We start from the raw sequence: 13925 nt of genomic DNA, 5'->3' as shown, positions 1-13925 counted from the left end.
GCACCTCCCCCGGAAGAGCCGCAACCGGAAGCGCAGCAATGAGCGAGCAGACCGTGACCGTCGACCGGCGCCGTGCCGCCCTCATCGTCGTGGACGTGCAGCCGGACTTCATGGAAGGCGGCGCCCTCGCCGCCGAGCGGGGCAGCGAGGTGGTGCCCGGCATCCGCGAGCTCATGAACGAGGGGCCGTTCCGGCAGATCGTCGCCACCCAGGACTGGCACCCGGCGGGGCATGTCTCCTTCGCCAGCAGCCATCCCGATCACCGGCCGTTCGACGTCATCGAGCTCTACGGCCACGACCAGGTGCTCTGGCCGGATCACTGCATCCAGGACAGCCCCGGTGCCGAGCTGCATCCGGAGGTGCCCTGGCGCCAAGCCTCGGTGGTGATCCGCAAGGGCGAGGATCCGGCCGTGGACAGCTACAGCGGCTTTCTGAACAACTGGAACCCCGACGGCGAGCGCCCGCCCACGGGGCTCGCGGGCTACCTGCGCGAGCGCGGCATCGACACCGTGTTCTGCTGCGGCCTGGCCCGGGACTTCTGCGTCAAATGGACCGCCGAGGACGCCGCCGACGCCGGATTCCGGACCTACGTCCTATGGGACCTCACGCGCCCCGTGGACAGCCGCTCCGACGATGACGTCCGCAGCGCGCTGGAGCGGTCGGGGGTGACGGTGACGAGCTCTGACGCGCTAACCTGAGGGCCTGTCAACGTGGCCCCTGCGTCAGAGCTCGAGTGGCAAGTACCAAGCTGCAGGTTTCAAGTCGGAGTGGAGCACCCACGCTCCCTCACCCGCCGAATGATGCTCGACTTGCAACTTGCAACTTGGTACTTGCGACTTTCACCAACAGCCGGATTGCCGAATGAAACTTGATCACTACTGCTCCCTCCTCTCTCCCTGGGTGTTCCTCGGCTGGCCCGAGCTCGAGCAGATCGCGCGACGCCACGGCGCGGAGCTGCGGCACGTATTCGTGCGCCTGCCCGAGGTGTTCGAGGCCAACGGCGGCGTCCCCGGCGGGAAGAAATCCGCCGCCAAGCAGCGCTACCGGGATATGGAGCTGCGGCGCTGGTCGCACCTGCGCGGCACCGAGGTCAACCCCCACCCTGACCACCACCCGTTCCGGGACGAGCGGGCGACCCGGCTGGTACTGGCGGCGGAGGACCGTGGCGAGGACTTCACCGGCCTGGCCTACCGGATGATGCGTGCCCTCTGGCAGGAAAACCGCAACCTTGCCGATGAGAAGACACTGGCCACACTGGTTCGCCAGCACGGCCTCGACGTCGATGCCCTTTTCGACACGGCGGATGGCAGCCGCGTCGGCGAGCGCCTCGACGCCCAGACCCGCGAGGCCATTGACGCCGGCGTCTTCGGGGTCCCCACCTACCGCCTGGGCGACGAGCTGTTCTGGGGGCAGGATCGGCTGGATCTACTGGAGCGGGCGCTCCAGTAGATCCAGCAGTTCAAGGTTCAAAGTTCAAAGCGGACAGACCCGGAATCCGGGCGCCCAGGCGTCCACTGCCACCAAGCTCGGCGTATCGGACTTTGAACTTCGAACCTTGAACTTTGAACTACCCGCGAGCATTAGCGGCGCGCTTTGGCGCGCCGCTAATGCTCGCGGGTGGCCCGGAACTCGACCTCCGGCCAGCGCTCCTCGGTGAGCTGCAGGTTCACCCGCGACGGGGCAATGTAGGCGAGCTCGCCCGCGACGTCGGTGGCCAGGCTCTGGGCGTTGCGCTCGCGGAACTGCTCCAGGCGGCGCGGGTCCTCGCAGCGGACCCAGCGGGCGGTGGCCACGTTCACCGGCTCGAAGGCGCAGTCCACGCCGTACTCGTTCTTCAGGCGGAAGGCCACCACGTCGAACTGCAGCGCCCCCACGGCGCCCACGATCAGGTCGTTGCCCTGGAGCGGGCGGAACAGCTGCGAGGCGCCCTCCTCGCAGAGCTCGGTGATGCCCTTCTGCAGCGCCTTCATGCGCATGGGGTCGCGCAGCACGGCGCGGCGGAAGAGCTCCGGGGCGAAATTGGGCACGCCGGTGAACTTCAGCGCCTCGCCCTCGCTGAAGGTATCCCCGATCTGGATCGTGCCGTGGTTGTGCAGGCCGATGATGTCGCCGGGGTAGGCCGTCTCCACCTGATCCCGGTCGGAGGCGAGAAAGGTGATGGCGTTGGCGATCTTCATGTCCTTGCCGGTGCGCACCTGGCGGATGCGCATGCCCTTGCGATAGGCACCCGAGCACACCCGCAGGAAGGCGATGCGATCGCGGTGGTTGGGATCCATGTTCGCCTGGATCTTGAACACGAAACCGCTGAACTCGGGCTCCTCAGGAGCCACGGGGCGTGGCTCCGCTTCCCGCGGCTGCGGCGGCGGGGCGTGCCGTACGAAGCGTTCCAGCAGCTCGCGCAGGCCGAAGTTGTTGATCGCCGAGCCGAAGAACACCGGCGTGAGCTCGCCGCGCAGATAGGCCGCCTCGTCGAACTCGTTGCCGGCCTCGCGGATCAGCTCCACCTCCTGGCGCAGCTCCCTGGCCTGGTCGCCGAGCAGCTCGTCGAGGCGGGGATTGTCCAGGCCCTCGACGATCTCCCCGCTCTGGGCCCGGCCGCTATGCTGGGCGCTGTACAGATGGACCCGGTCGTCCAGCAGATGGAACACGCCGCGGAAGCGCTTGCCCATGCCGATGGGCCAGGTGACCGGGGCGCAGCGGATGCGCAGCACCGACTCCACCTCGTCCATCAGCTCCATCGGGTCCCGCCCCTCGCGGTCGAGCTTGTTCATGAAGGTCATGATGGGCGTGGCGCGCATCCGGCAGACGTCCATCAGCTTGATGGTGCGCTCCTCGACGCCCTTGGCGGCGTCGATGACCATGAGCGCCGAGTCCACCGCGGTCAGGGTGCGGTAGGTATCCTCCGAGAAGTCCTCATGGCCCGGGGTGTCCAGGAGGTTCACGATGCGGTCCTGGAAGGGGAACTGCATCACCGAGGAGGTGACGGAAATGCCGCGCTGCTTTTCCAGCTCCATCCAGTCCGATGTGGCATGGCGCGCGGACTTGCGACCCTTGACCGTACCGGCCAGCTGGATGGCGCCGCCGAAGAGCAGCAGCTTCTCGGTGACCGTGGTCTTGCCCGCGTCCGGGTGGGAAATGATTGCGAAGGTGCGCCGCCGCGCGACCTCCTGTTGCAGCTCGCTCATCGAGGATCCGTCTGGAAGTGCGGAAGGTTGGAAAACCCGGCAGTATACTGTGGTCGGGTGGTCGCAAGCCACCGTGGTGCCCGGCGGCGAACCCCGGGCGTATTCCGCCGTCCAACGCACTGTGTCGGCCACACCGGCCGGCAGTGAGCCGACTCCCGGGAGGAACCATCGTCGATCAGCGCCCCTTCTGGCAGCGCAAGCGCCTTGCCGAGATGTCCCACCCGGAGTGGGAGGCGCTCTGCGACGGCTGCGGCAAGTGCTGCCTGCACAAGCTCGAGGACGCCGACACTGGCGAGGTACACTACACCAGTATCGCCTGCCGGCTGCTCGACACCGATCACTGCCTCTGCCGCGACTACGCGGACCGTCATCGGCAGGTACCGGACTGCATCACGCTCACCCCGCGCCGCGTGCGTCAGTACCGCTGGCTCCCTCGCAGCTGCGCCTACCGCCGGCTGCACGAGGGGCGCGGGCTGGCCTGGTGGCACCCGCTGGTCTCCGGTGACCCCGACACGGTGCATCGGGCCGGAATCTCGGTACGCGGCCGCGCGCAGTCCGAGGCGGATCTGCCCGCCGATACCGATCCGGAGGATCATATCCGGCCGGACCTCTCCCCGACTGACGAAGACTGACCCGGAGCAACACCATGGACGCCGGTTCCTATCCCCTGCTCGAGGGCATCGACGATCCTGCCCACCTGCGCGAGCTGCCTGAGCATCAGCTGCCGCGGCTCGCCACTCAGCTGAGGGAGTTCCTGCTGGAGAGCGTGGCGCGCTCAGGCGGGCACCTGGCGGCCGGGCTGGGCGCCGTGGAGCTCACCATCGCCCTGCACTACATCCTCCAGACGCCGCATGACCGGCTGGTCTGGGACGTCGGTCACCAGTGCTACCCGCACAAGATCCTCACCGGACGGCGCGGGGTAATCGGGCGCATCCGACGCTCCGACGGTCCGGCGGGGTTTCCGAGCCGTCAGGAGAGCGACTACGACACCTTCGGCGTCGGCCACTCCAGCACTGCCATCAGCGCCGCCCTGGGCATGGCGCTCGCGGCCCGTGCCCAGGGCAGCCGCCGCAAGACCTGCGCGGTGATCGGCGATGGCGGGCTGACCGCAGGCGAGGCCTTCGAGGCGCTGAACCACGCCGGGGACGTCCGCCCCGACCTGCTGGTGGTGCTGAACGACAACGAGATGTCCATCTCGGAGAATGTCGGCGCCCTCAACCGCACCTTCGCCCGCATGCTCTCCGGTGGTCTCTACGGCAACCTGCGCGAGGAAGGCAAGCGCGTGCTCGAGCAGATGCCGGCGCCCATGCGCGAGTTCGCCAAGCGGGCCGAGGAGCACGTGAAAGGCATGCTGGTGCCGGGCACCTTCTTCGAGGAGCTTGGCTTCCAGTACTTCGGCCCGGTGGACGGCCACGACGTCGGCGAGCTGGTGCGCGTGCTGCGCCGGCTGCGCGCGCTGGAGGGGCCGCGGCTGCTGCATGTGGTGACGCGCAAGGGCAAGGGCTACCCGCGCGCCGAGGCCAACCCCATCGCCTACCACGGCGTGAAGGCCTTCGACCCGGCCGCCGGCCTCGGCAGCGGTGGCGGCAGCGGCCCGCCGACCTACACCGAGGTGTTCGGTCGCTGGCTCTGCGACATGGCCGAGCTGGAACCGCGGCTCTGGGGCATTACCCCGGCAATGCGCGAGGGCTCCGGGCTGGTGGAGTTCGCCCGGCGCTTCCCGGGCCGCTATCTCGACACCGGCATCGCCGAGCAGCACGCGGTGACGCTGGCCGGCGGGCTCGCCTGCGAGGGCGCGCGGCCCGTGCTCGCCATCTACTCGACTTTCCTCCAGCGCGGATACGATCAGCTCATCCACGACATCGCCCTGCAGAACCTGCCGGTACTGTTCGCCCTGGACCGCGCCGGACTGGTGGGCGCCGACGGCCCCACCCACCACGGGGCCTTCGATCTGAGCTACCTGCGCTGCCTGCCCAACATGACGGTCATGGTCCCGGCGGACGAGAACGAGTGCCGGCAGATGCTCTACACCGGCCACCTGCACAAAGGCCCCGCCGCCGTGCGCTACCCGCGCGGCCGCGGCCCGGGAGTGACGCCCAGCGGCCCGATGACGCCGCTGGCCATCGGCCGCGCCGAGGTGAGGCGACACGGGTCGGGTCTGGCCCTGCTCGCCTTCGGCAGCATGGTGGCACCGGCGGAGGCCGTGGCCGAGGCGCTCGATGCCACCGTGGTCAACATGCGCTTCGTCAAGCCGCTGGATCGCGATACGGTTCTCGCCATGGCCGCGGAGCACCCTGCCCTGGTGACCCTGGAGGAGAATGTCATCGGCGGGGGCGCCGGCAGTGCCATCCTGGAGACCCTGGCCGCGGCCGGCGTCCAGCGTCCGGTGCTGCAGCTCGGCCTGCCCGACCGCTTCGTCGGCCACGGCGAGCGCGACGAGCTTCTGACCGCGGTCGGGCTGGATGCCCCCGGCATCGAGCAGCGTATTCGCCAGTGGCGGCGGCAGTACGTCGAGGCCCCGGAATGAGCGCTCGCGTGTCGCTTGCCAGCACGTCGCTCAGGCAGTAGGGTTTGCGCGGATCGGCCGCGGGAATCCGTCCGCGCCCATGTCTGCCCGGCCCGACCCGAGTCCTCGCCGCAGCCGGGTTCCGCGGGTCCGGATTTCCCTAGTGCGGCACCTGGATGGTCATGACCGGCAAACCCAGCTATTCCTACGACGAGCTCCTCGCCTGCGGACACGGCGAACTGTTCGGCCCGGGCAATCCGCAGCTGCCCATCCCGAACATGCTGATGTTCGACAGCATCTCGAACATCGATGATCACGGCGGCGAGTTCGGCAAGGGCTGCGTGGAGGCAGACCTCTCCGTGCGTCCCGACCTCTGGTTCTTCGCGTGCCACTTTCCCGGGGATCCGGTCATGCCCGGCTGCCTGGGGCTGGATGCCCTCTGGCAGCTGCTCGGTTTCTACCTCGGCTGGCTCGGGGGTACCGGCAAGGGCCGGGCCCTCGGCTGCGGCGAGGTCAAGTTCACCGGCCAGATCCTGCCCGACAACCAGCACGTCCGGTACCGCCTCGACGTCAAGCGCGTCATCCGTCGGCGCCTGACCATGGGCATCGCGGACGGCCTGGTGATCGCCGACGGCAACGTCATCTATCGGGCGCAGGATCTACGGGTCGGGCTGTTCCACAACCCGCAGACCGCGCTGTAGGCGCGGCTGCAACGGCGCCTTGGAGGGGGGGCAGATCGTGCGCAGAGTCGTAGTCACCGGAATGGGCATCGTGTCCTGCCTGGGCAATGACCCGGAGAGCGTGACCAAAGCGCTCCGGGAGGGGCGCTCCGGCATCCGCCACAGCGACGCGTACGCAGAGCTTGGCTTGCGCAGCCAGATCGCCGGACGCCCGGAGATCGACCTGGAGGCGGCCATTCCCCGCCGTGCGCGGCGCTTCATGGGCGACGCCGCCGCCTACGCCTATGTCGCCATGGACGAGGCCATCCGCCAGGCCGGGCTTACGCCGGAGCACATTTCCAACCCGCGCACCGGGCTCATCGTCGGCTCTGGCGGCGCCTCCACGGAGCACCTGGTGCAGGCCGCGGACATCCTCCGCAGCCGCGGCGTGCGCAAGATCGGCGCCTTCGCCGTGCCCAAGGTCATGAGCAGCACCACATCCGCCTGTCTGGCGACGCCCTTCGGCATCCACGGCGTCAACTTCAGCATCTCCTCGGCCTGCGCCACCAGCGCCCACTGCATCGGCTCGGCCATGGAGCAGATCCAGCTCGGCAAGCAGGATGTGGTCTTTGCGGGCGGCGGCGAGGAGGAGCACTGGAGTCTTTCCATGCTCTTCGATGCCATGGGTGCGCTGTCCACGCGCTACAACGAGACCCCCGAGCGGGCCTCCCGCCCCTACGACGCCGAGCGGGACGGCTTCGTCATCGCCGGCGGCGGCGGCATGCTGGTGATCGAGGCGCTGGAGCATGCCGAGGCCCGAGGCGCCCCCATCCTGGCGGAGCTGGTGGGCTACGGCGCCACCTCCGATGGCCACGACATGGTCGCCCCCTCCGGCGAGGGCGCCGTGCGCTGCATGCGCCAGGCGCTGGACGGCACGGACGGGCCCATCGACTACATCAACGCCCACGGCACCAGCACCCCGGCGGGCGACATCACCGAGCTCAACGCCATTCGGGAGGTGTTCGGCGAGGCCATGCCGCCGGTGAGCTCCACCAAGTCCCTGAGCGGTCACTCCCTGGGCGCGGCCGGCGTGCAGGAGGCGATCTACTCCCTGCTCATGCTCGAGCACGGCTTTATCTCCGCCACCGCCAACGTCGAGCATCTCGACCCCGCTGCCGAGGGTCTGCCCGTGGTCACCGAGCGCCGCGACGACGTGCGCCTGAACACCGTCATGAGCAACAGCTTCGGCTTCGGCGGCACCAACGCCACGCTGGTCTTCCGCCGCTTCGAGGGTTGATCGGTGCCTGATCTCAGGGAGGACGTTCAGACGTCACGCCAAAGCGCATACATTGCCCCGCGGCGTGGCGGGCGATCTCCCGGCCGTGCCGGGCGCGAGGCTTGGCAGGAGCGCCCGGGACACGCTGTGAATACGTCCCTGTAAGCTCGTAGGCGAGGTCCCTCTCGCCTACGGTCCCGGCCGCTCCTGCCAAGCCTCGCTCAGCCACCGTGAGTGCCCGCCGCCGCGGTGACCGGGGATGTCGTCAGCCGGAAGCCGCAAACGGTGGGCGGGGCTCGGGACCGCCCGTTGGGCCATAGGATGGTGCCCGGAGTGGGACTCGAACCCACACGGCCTGAGCCTCGGGATTTTAAGTCCCGTGCGTCTACCAGTTCCGCCATCCGGGCGGGAAGACCAGGGAAGCGGTAATCCGCTCCCTGCTGGGAAGGTGGAGGCTAGGGCCGGAATCGAACCGACGTACACGGCTTTGCAGGCCGCTGCATGACCACTCTGCCACCTAGCCTTCGGGAGTGAAGGATAGCAGGCGCCCGGCGGCAATGGCGAGGCACCCCTGCCGGGCGTCCGGCACAAAAAACCCCGGCCACAATGGCCGGGGTCGGCTGTTGGAGCGGGAAACGAGACTCGAACTCGCGACCCCAACCTTGGCAAGGTTGTGCTCTACCAACTGAGCTATTCCCGCTTGGCGAGGCCTATTCTATGGCCACGCGCCTACCTGTCAACCCTGCCCTCGCCGGATGCCGGCATCTCCCCCACTACCCGCCAGGCCGCGAGCAGGTAAAGCACCATGGAGTAGATCGTGAGCACGGCGGCGACATAAAGCAGCGCAAGGCCGATGGCCCAGATCGGCATCCCGTAGAGATCCTGGCGGTAGAGCAGGCAGATGATCGCCGCCATCTGCGCGGTGGTCTTGATCTTGCCCATCATGCCCACGGCCACGCTGGCCCGCTGACCGAGCTCCGCCATCCACTCGCGCAGCGCCGAGACGGCGATCTCGCGGCCGATGATTACGGCGGCGGGCACCGCCACGGCGGCCAGCGGCGTCTCCACGATGACGACGATGAGCGCCACGGCGACGATGAGCTTGTCTGCCACCGGGTCGAGGAAGGCGCCGAAGACCGAGGCCTGATTCCAGCGCCGGGCAAGGTAGCCGTCGAGCCAGTCGGTGATGGCGGCGAGGGCGAACACGGCCGCCGCCACCGGATTGGCCCACGGCGCAGGAAGCAGGAACATGAGGCCGAGCACCGGGATCAGCACGATGCGCAGCCAGGTCAGCAGGTTCGGCAGGTTCCAGCTCATCTCGCCCTCTCTGAACACCTTGCCCGCGTTGCCTACCGATCCGCGACTGCGGGCGCGACTCGGCACACTAGCACACGGCGTCAGCCGTTCAGCGTCTCGTGGATGCGCCGGGCGAGAGCATCGCTGATGCCGGGCACCCGCCGCAGGTCCTCGACGCCTGCGCGGCGCACGCCACGCAGGCCGCCGAACTGCTTGATCAGGGCCTGCCGGCGCTTCGGCCCGAGCCCCGGGATCTCCTCCAGGGCCGAGGTGGTGCGCCGGCGGGCGCGCTGGCCCCGATGGCCGGTGATGGCGAAGCGATGCGCCTCGTCGCGAATCTGCTGCAACAGGTGCAGGCCCGGCGAGTCCGCTGCGAGATGCAGCGTGCCACGCCGCCCCGCGAGGAACAGCGCCTCCTCGCCGGGTCGCCGCCGCGCGCCCTTGGCGATGGCCGCGATGTGGACGTCCGTGACCTGCAGCTCCTGGAGCACGCTCTCGGCCTGGGCGAGCTGCCCGCGGCCGCCGTCGATCAGCAGCAGATCCGGCATGGGCGCCTCGCCCTCCTTCAGCCGCCGGTAGCGGCGCTCCAGCGCCTGGCGCATGGCGGCATAGTCGTCCCCCGGCTCGATACCCTCGATGTTGAAGCGCCGGTAGTCCGACTTGAGCGGACCCTCGCGGTTGAACACCACGCAGGAGGCCACGGTGGCCTCGCCTCGGGTGTGACTGATGTCAAAGCACTCCAGGCGCTCCGGCAGCGCCTCCAGGCCCAGGGCGTCCTGCAGGTCCTCGAACCGGCGCTCCATGCTGGCCTGGGTGCTGATCTGGGCCTGCAGGGCGTGCTCGGCGTTGCGCGCCGCCATATCCACCCAGCGCCGCCGGTCACCACGCACGCGGTGGCTGATGCGCACCCGGTGGCCGGCATCACCGGAGAGCGCCTCCTCCAGCAGCTCCGCATCCGGCACCTCGGCGCTGGTCAGCAGCTCCGCCGGCGTCTCCCGGCCGAGATAGTGGCGTGCAATGAAGGCGTAGAGCACCTCGCCCGGCTCGGTACCCTCCGGTGCCCGCGGGAAGTAGGTACGATTGCCGAGGTTGCGGCCGTCGCGGATGACGAACACCTGGACGCAGGCCAGGGACTCGCGCATGCGGCAGGCGATGACGTCCACGTCGCCGCGCGCGCCGGCGACGTACTGGCGCTCCTGAATCCGGCGCAGGCTGGCGATACGGTCCCGCAGGCGGGCGGCCTCCTCGTAGTCAAGCGCCTCCGCAGCGGCCTCCATGCGCGCCACCAGCTCGTCGATGACCTCGTTGCTCTGCCCCTCCAGGAACATCTGCACATGGCGCACGTCGCGGGCGTACTCGGCCTCGTCGATGAAGCCGACACAGGGCGCGGTACAGCGCTTGATCTGGTACTGGAGGCAGGGGCGGGAGCGGTTCTCGAAGAAGCTGTCCCGGCACTGACGCACCGGGAACACCTTCTGCAGGTGGTTCAGCGTCTCGCGCACGGCGCCGGCGCTCGGGAACGGCCCGAAATAGCGGCCCTCGCCCCGGCGGCTGCCGCGGTGGAATGTGAGCCGCGGAAACCGCTGCTGGGTGGAGAGGTAGATGTAAGGGTAGCTCTTGTCGTCACGCAGGAGCACGTTGTAGCGCGGGCGGTGCTCCTTGATCAGGTTGTTCTCGAGGATCAGCGCCTCGGCCTCGGTATGGGTCACGGTGATGCGGAGATCCGCCACCTGCCCCACCAGCGCCTGGGTCTTGCCGTCATGGGCGCCACGGCGAAAGTAGCTGCTCACGCGCCGCTTGAGGTTGCGCGCCTTGCCGACGTAGATCACCTGGCCCGACGCGTCCAGCATGCGATACACGCCGGGACCTTGCGGCAGGGAACGCAGCACCGGCTTCGGGTCGAAGCGCTGGGGCGAGGCCTCGCTCATCGCGTCTGGGGCCTAGGGCGCCTGATCCAGCAGGCCGTGGCGGATGGCCAGCCGCGTGAGCTCCACGTCGTTGCTGACGCCGAGCTTGTCGTAGAGACGATAGCGGTAGGTGCTCACGGTCTTGGGACTGAGGCAGAGGCGATCGGAGATCTCCTGCAGCCGACGGCCCTCGGTCACCATGAGCATCACCTGGACCTCGCGCCGGGAGAGCCGCTCGAAGGGATTGGCGGCATGCCCGTCCAGCCCCGAGAGGGCCATCTGCCGGGCGATCTCGTCGCTGATGTAGCGCCGCCCGTGCATCACGCTGTGGATCGCGCGGATGATCTCGGCCTCGTCGCAGCCCTTGGTCAGGTAGCCGAGGGCGCCGGCGCCGAGCAGGCGGCTGGGATAGGGCTCGTCGACGTGCACCGTCAGCGCGATGATGCGCAGCTCCGGGTCGATGCGCAGCAGGCGCGTGGTGGCCTCGAGCCCGCCGACTCCGGGCATGTGCACGTCCAGCAGCACCACGTCGGGACGCAGCCGGCGCACCTCGGCCATGGCGGACTCCCCGTCCTCGGCCTCGGCCACGACCTCGATCTCCGCCGCCTCGTCGAGGATACGGCGGATACCGCAGCGCACCAGCTGATGGTCGTCCACGAGCACCACCCGGATCATCGCCTGCCAGCCCTCCGTCACCACACCGACTGGAATTGCGCGTCCGATCACACTATACCGCATGGCCGGACCATGGGCGTCGCCGCCGGGCGGGGAACCGAAGCGCGTCGCCGCCGGTCTCTGCGGCCACAGCGATGGCCGCCCCGCGCAGAGCAGGAGTCCGCATGAGCGAGCCGATCACCCCACTGTACCCGAAACCGGCCGGCCCTCGCCCGCTGCAGGGCTGCTATCTCGAGGCGCCACTGGCTCCGCCGGAGCGACGTGCGCCCTTCGTCTACGCCAACTTCGTGGCGAGCCTCGACGGGCGCATATCGGTGCCCGCACCGAACGGCGGCCAGACGGTGCCACACAGCATCGCCAACCCGCGGGACTGGCGTCTGCTCCAGGAGCTCGCCGGCCATGCCGATCTGCTGCTGAGCTCCGGGCGCTATCTGCGGGAGCTCGACGCCGGCAGCGCCCAGGACATCCTGCCTGTCGGCGAAGGCGCCGCCTTCGCCGACATCCGCCAGTGGCGGGCACGCGAAGGCCTCGCCCCGCAACCGGACGTGGCCGTGTTCAGCGCGAGCCTGGACTTTCCGGTGCCCCAGCGACTGCTGGACCAGGGCCGGCGCCTGATCGTGCTCACCGGGGACAGGCCCGAAGCCGGTCGCGCGCGCCGGCTGGAGGCCGCCGGGGCGTGCATCGTGCGCGTCGGGTCGGGCCCGCGTCCCCAGGGCGCCGCCCTGCACGAGGCGCTGGCCGGCCTCGGCTACCGGCGAATCTACGGCGTTACCGGCCCCTACGTGCTGCACACGCTGCTGGCGGCCGGTGTCGTGGACAGCCTGTTTCTCACCACGGTGCACCGCATGCTCGGCGGCAAGCCATTTACCACGCCCTGTGAGGGCGAGCTGCTCGCCGCCCCGGCGGACTTCCGGCTGCGCTGGCTGTATCTCGACGCCGCCGGGCCCGACGGCGTCACCCAGACCTTCGCCCGCTACGATCGCAGGACCGGGTAATCGGAGCCGCGAGCGCCCGACGTACCTCAGTCGCTGCCGGGGATGCCGCCGCGGGTCAGGGACCTCGGGTCGAGTAGCCGCTGCAGCTCGCCCTCCGGCAGGTCCGTCATTTCCCGGGCGAGCTCCATCAGCGGCCGGCCCTCGGCATAGGCACGCTTGGCGATCTTCGCCCCGAGCTCGTAGCCGATGACGGTGTTGAGCGCGGTGACGAGAATCGGGTTGCGGCCGAGGGCTGCCTCCAGCCGCTCGCGGTTGACGGTGAACCCGGCCACCGCCCGGTCCGCCAGCGCCGTGGAGGCGTTGGCCAGCAGGCCGATGCTCTGCAGCAGGTTGTAGCCGATCACCGGCAGCATGACGTTGAGCTGGAAGTTGCCGGACTGCCCGGCGACGGTGATGGTCGTGTCGTTGCCGATCACCTGCGCCGACACCATCGTCACCGCCTCGGGGATCACCGGATTGACCTTGCCCGGCATGATGCTGCTGCCGGGCTGCAGCGCCGGCAGCGCGATCTCGCCGAGGCCTGCCAGCGGCCCGCTGTTCATCCAGCGCAGGTCGTTGGCAATCTTCATCAGGCTCACCGCTACCACCCGCAGCTGCCCCGAGAGCTCCACCGCCGCATCCTGGGCGCTGAGGCTCTCGAAGCGGTTCTCGCTCTCGCGCAGCGGCAGCCCCGTGCGGCGCGCCAGCGCCGCCGCAACCCCGGCGCCGAATTCGGGGCGGGCGTTGATGCCGGTACCCACGGCCGTGCCGCCCTGGGCCAGGGCGTGCACCCGTTCCAGCGCCGAGCGCACGCGCTGCTCGCCGAGGCGGATCTGGTGCGCCCAGCCGCCCACCTCCTGCCCAAGGGTCACCGGCATGGCGTCCATCAGGTGAGTGCGGCCGGTGGTGGTGACGTCCGCCAGCTCCCCTGCCCGCCCCTCCAGGGTCGTCGCCAGGTGGTCGAGCCCCGGTAGCAGCTGCTCCGCGCAGGCGATGGCGGCACTGACGTGGATCGCCGTGGGTATCACGTCGTTGCTGCTCTGCCCCATGTTGACGTGATCATTGGGATGCACCGCGCGGCCGAGGTCGTCGCTGGCGAGACGCGCGATCACCTCGTTGGCGTTCATGTTGCTGCTGGTGCCGGAGCCGGTCTGGAAGACGTCCACCGGGAAATGGTCATCGTGGCGGCCGTCCGCCACCGCCTCGGCGGCGCGGACGATTGCCCCCGCGACGTCCTCCGGAAGGTCGCCGAGATCACGGTTGGTCTCCGCCGCGGCCGCCTTGATCAGGCCCAGGGCGCGGATGAAGGTGCGCGGCATGGCGAGCCCGCTGATCGGGAAGTTCTCTACCGCGCGCTGGGTCTGGGCGCCGTAGAGGGCGGCGGCCGGCACCTTGAGCTCGCCCATGCTGTCCCTCTCCACCCGATACTGCTGCTCGCTCATCACGC

General features: G+C 69.5%; 12 protein-coding genes and 3 tRNA genes. 7 read left to right on the top strand and 8 right to left on the bottom strand.

What is annotated here, in order from left to right; translation table 11 throughout:
* The first annotated feature begins 38 nt into the window (after positions 1-38).
* Both pncA and LMH63_RS11295 read left to right on the top strand, forming a co-directional pair.
* Positions 39-698 carry a bifunctional nicotinamidase/pyrazinamidase gene (gene pncA, locus LMH63_RS11300; RefSeq protein ID WP_109675683.1) on the top strand — a complete coding sequence of 220 codons (660 nt, stop codon included), beginning with the start codon at positions 39-41 and terminating at the stop codon, positions 696-698.
* 163 nt (positions 699-861) lie between these two features.
* Positions 862-1449 (top strand): 2-hydroxychromene-2-carboxylate isomerase, encoded by a 588-nt coding sequence (locus LMH63_RS11295; RefSeq protein ID WP_109675681.1) that lies wholly within the window; start codon positions 862-864, stop codon positions 1447-1449.
* Positions 1450-1604: 155 nt separating this feature from the next.
* Here the strand turns inward: LMH63_RS11295 and LMH63_RS11290 are convergent, their stop codons facing one another.
* On the bottom strand, positions 1605-3185 hold the full coding sequence (locus LMH63_RS11290) for a peptide chain release factor 3 (RefSeq protein ID WP_109675679.1): 1581 nt from the start codon (positions 3183-3185) through the stop codon (positions 1605-1607).
* 212 nt (positions 3186-3397) lie between these two features.
* Here LMH63_RS11290 and LMH63_RS11285 point away from each other — a divergent pair, with 212 nt between their 5' ends.
* The 4 genes from LMH63_RS11285 to fabB all read left to right on the top strand — a co-directional run bounded on the left by LMH63_RS11285 (position 3398) and on the right by fabB (position 7647).
* Entirely contained in the window at positions 3398-3817 is a 420-nt protein-coding gene (locus tag LMH63_RS11285; protein WP_199225570.1) for a YcgN family cysteine cluster protein, read from the top strand.
* A gap of 14 nt (positions 3818-3831) precedes the next feature.
* Positions 3832-5712 carry a 1-deoxy-D-xylulose-5-phosphate synthase gene (dxs, locus tag LMH63_RS11280; protein WP_109675677.1) on the top strand — a complete coding sequence of 627 codons (1881 nt, stop codon included), beginning with the start codon at positions 3832-3834 and terminating at the stop codon, positions 5710-5712.
* Between the two features lie 161 nt (positions 5713-5873).
* Positions 5874-6392 carry a bifunctional 3-hydroxydecanoyl-ACP dehydratase/trans-2-decenoyl-ACP isomerase gene (gene fabA, locus LMH63_RS11275; protein ID WP_109675762.1) on the top strand — a complete coding sequence of 173 codons (519 nt, stop codon included), beginning with the start codon at positions 5874-5876 and terminating at the stop codon, positions 6390-6392.
* Between the two features lie 37 nt (positions 6393-6429).
* On the top strand, positions 6430-7647 hold the full coding sequence (gene fabB / locus LMH63_RS11270) for a beta-ketoacyl-ACP synthase I (RefSeq protein WP_109675760.1): 1218 nt from the start codon (positions 6430-6432) through the stop codon (positions 7645-7647).
* Positions 7648-7948: 301 nt separating this feature from the next.
* Here the strand turns inward: fabB and LMH63_RS11265 are convergent.
* The 6 genes from LMH63_RS11265 to uvrY form a co-directional block, all read right to left on the bottom strand.
* Positions 7949-8033, bottom strand: a tRNA-Leu gene (locus LMH63_RS11265).
* A gap of 42 nt (positions 8034-8075) precedes the next feature.
* Positions 8076-8149 (bottom strand) — tRNA-Cys (locus LMH63_RS11260).
* 101 nt (positions 8150-8250) lie between these two features.
* Positions 8251-8326 (bottom strand) — tRNA-Gly (locus tag LMH63_RS11255).
* A 29-nt stretch (positions 8327-8355) separates the two neighbouring features.
* Positions 8356-8943: a CDP-diacylglycerol--glycerol-3-phosphate 3-phosphatidyltransferase gene (gene pgsA, locus LMH63_RS11250; protein WP_109675675.1), complete on the bottom strand. Its 588-nt coding sequence runs from the start codon at positions 8941-8943 to the stop codon at positions 8356-8358.
* Positions 8944-9023: 80 nt separating this feature from the next.
* Positions 9024-10850, bottom strand: coding sequence for an excinuclease ABC subunit UvrC (gene uvrC, locus LMH63_RS11245; protein ID WP_109675673.1), 1827 nt, complete (start codon positions 10848-10850; stop codon positions 9024-9026).
* Between the two features lie 12 nt (positions 10851-10862).
* Positions 10863-11555 carry a UvrY/SirA/GacA family response regulator transcription factor gene (gene uvrY / locus LMH63_RS11240; RefSeq protein WP_439654538.1) on the bottom strand — a complete coding sequence of 231 codons (693 nt, stop codon included), beginning with the start codon at positions 11553-11555 and terminating at the stop codon, positions 10863-10865.
* Positions 11556-11668: 113 nt separating this feature from the next.
* Here uvrY and LMH63_RS11235 point away from each other — a divergent pair, with 113 nt between their 5' ends.
* Positions 11669-12499 (top strand): RibD family protein, encoded by an 831-nt coding sequence (locus LMH63_RS11235; protein WP_109675669.1) that lies wholly within the window; start codon positions 11669-11671, stop codon positions 12497-12499.
* Positions 12500-12525: 26 nt separating this feature from the next.
* Here LMH63_RS11235 and LMH63_RS11230 read toward each other — a convergent pair whose 3' ends face one another.
* Complete coding sequence (locus tag LMH63_RS11230) at positions 12526-13920, bottom strand: class II fumarate hydratase (RefSeq protein WP_109675667.1); 1395 nt, start codon at positions 13918-13920, stop codon at positions 12526-12528.
* Between the last annotated feature and the right edge of the window lie 5 nt (positions 13921-13925).

It is taken from the genome of Spiribacter halobius (assembly GCF_020883455.1).
Lineage (GTDB): Bacteria > Pseudomonadota > Gammaproteobacteria > Nitrococcales > Nitrococcaceae > Sediminicurvatus > Sediminicurvatus halobius.
The sequence above is the reverse complement of the archived record's forward strand: the minus strand, read 5'-3'. Positions and strand labels throughout refer to the sequence as shown.

What these genes read in the sequence shown, in the direction of transcription:
- uvrC (WP_109675673.1), bottom strand. Translation starts at nt 10,850, where the DNA reads ATGAGCGAGGCCTCGCCCCAGCGCTTCGACCCGAAGCCGGTGCTGCGT.
- LMH63_RS11290 (WP_109675679.1), bottom strand. Translation starts at nt 3,185, where the DNA reads ATGAGCGAGCTGCAACAGGAGGTCGCGCGGCGGCGCACCTTCGCAATC.
- LMH63_RS11295 (WP_109675681.1), top strand. Translation starts at nt 862, where the DNA reads ATGAAACTTGATCACTACTGCTCCCTCCTCTCTCCCTGGGTGTTCCTC.
- dxs (WP_109675677.1), top strand. Translation starts at nt 3,832, where the DNA reads ATGGACGCCGGTTCCTATCCCCTGCTCGAGGGCATCGACGATCCTGCC.
- fabA (WP_109675762.1), top strand. Translation starts at nt 5,874, where the DNA reads ATGACCGGCAAACCCAGCTATTCCTACGACGAGCTCCTCGCCTGCGGA.
- pgsA (WP_109675675.1), bottom strand. Translation starts at nt 8,943, where the DNA reads ATGAGCTGGAACCTGCCGAACCTGCTGACCTGGCTGCGCATCGTGCTG.
- pncA (WP_109675683.1), top strand. Translation starts at nt 39, where the DNA reads ATGAGCGAGCAGACCGTGACCGTCGACCGGCGCCGTGCCGCCCTCATC.
- LMH63_RS11230 (WP_109675667.1), bottom strand. Translation starts at nt 13,920, where the DNA reads ATGAGCGAGCAGCAGTATCGGGTGGAGAGGGACAGCATGGGCGAGCTC.
- LMH63_RS11285 (WP_199225570.1), top strand. Translation starts at nt 3,398, where the DNA reads ATGTCCCACCCGGAGTGGGAGGCGCTCTGCGACGGCTGCGGCAAGTGC.
- LMH63_RS11235 (WP_109675669.1), top strand. Translation starts at nt 11,669, where the DNA reads ATGAGCGAGCCGATCACCCCACTGTACCCGAAACCGGCCGGCCCTCGC.